Source organism: Ruminococcus sp. D54t1_190329_F1 (assembly GCF_015551645.1).
Taxonomy (GTDB): Bacteria; Bacillota; Clostridia; order Lachnospirales; family Lachnospiraceae; genus Blautia_A; species Blautia_A faecis.
Genome location: NZ_JADNDC010000104.1, coordinates 1 through 1,273 on the forward strand (window position 1 = coordinate 1; position 1,273 = coordinate 1,273).

The following is a 1,273-nucleotide window of genomic DNA, read 5'->3' on the forward strand; positions in this document are numbered from 1 at the left end:
CACTTCCACCCCTGCCCTATCTACCTCGTCGTCTTCAAGGGGGTTTACTTCTTTCGAATGGGACATCTCATCTTGAGGGGGGCTTCACGCTTAGATGCCTTCAGCGTTTATCCCTTCCGGACTTGGCTACCCGGCCGTAGACTTGGCAGTCTAACCGGTACACCAGCGGTCCGTCCATCCCGGTCCTCTCGTACTAAGGACAGCTCCTCTCAGATATCCTACGCCCACGCCGGATAGGGACCGAACTGTCTCACGACGTTCTGAACCCAGCTCGCGTACCGCTTTAATGGGCGAACAGCCCAACCCTTGGGACCTACTACAGCCCCAGGATGCGATGAGCCGACATCGAGGTGCCAAACCACTCCGTCGATGTGAACTCTTGGGAGTGATAAGCCTGTTATCCCCAGGGTAGCTTTTATCCGTTGAGCGATGGCATTCCCACTTAATACCACCGGATCACTAAGCCCTACTTTCGTACCTGCTCCACCCGTCGGTGTCGCAGTCAAGCTCCCTTCTGCCTTTGCACTCTTCGAATGGTTTCCGTCCATTCTGAGGGAACCTTTGGGCGCCTCCGATACCCTTTCGGAGGCGACCGCCCCAGTCAAACTCCCCGTCTGGCATTGTCCCACCGCCGGTTCACGGCGGCTGGTTAGAAGCCCAGTACTGCAAGGGTGGTATCCCAACAGCGGCTCCGCAGCAACTGGCGTTGCTGCTTCCTAGCCTCCCACCTATCCTGTACATGCAATACCGGACCCCAGTACCAAACTGGAGTAAAGCTCCATGGGGTCTTTCCGTCCTGGCGCAGGTAACCAGCATCTTCACTGGTACTTCAATTTCACCGGATGCATTGTCGAGACAGCGCTCAAATCATTACGCCTTTCGTGCGGGTCGGAACTTACCCGACAAGGAATTTCGCTACCTTAGGACCGTTATAGTTACGGCCGCCGTTTACTGGGGCTTAAATTCAAAGCTTCGCGTTTCCGCTAACCTCTCCTCTTAACCTTCCAGCACCGGGCAGGCGTCAGCCCATATACCTCACCTTTCGGTTTCGCATAGACCTGTGTTTTTGCTAAACAGTTGCTTGAGCCTATTCTCTGCGGCCACTTCTCAGTGGCACCCCTTCTCCCGAAGTTACGGGGTCATTTTGCCGAGTTCCTTGACAATGCTTCTTCCGCCGGCCTTAGGATTCTCTCCTCATCCACCTGTGTCGGTTTACGGTACGGGTACGGTATAAACAATAGCGGCTTTTCTTGACGCATGGCTCACGGACTTC

General features: G+C 55.1%; 1 rRNA gene. It reads right to left on the reverse strand.

The window, feature by feature from the left end:
• Positions 1–1,273 (reverse strand): 23S ribosomal RNA (locus I2D69_RS19765); the annotation flags it as partial.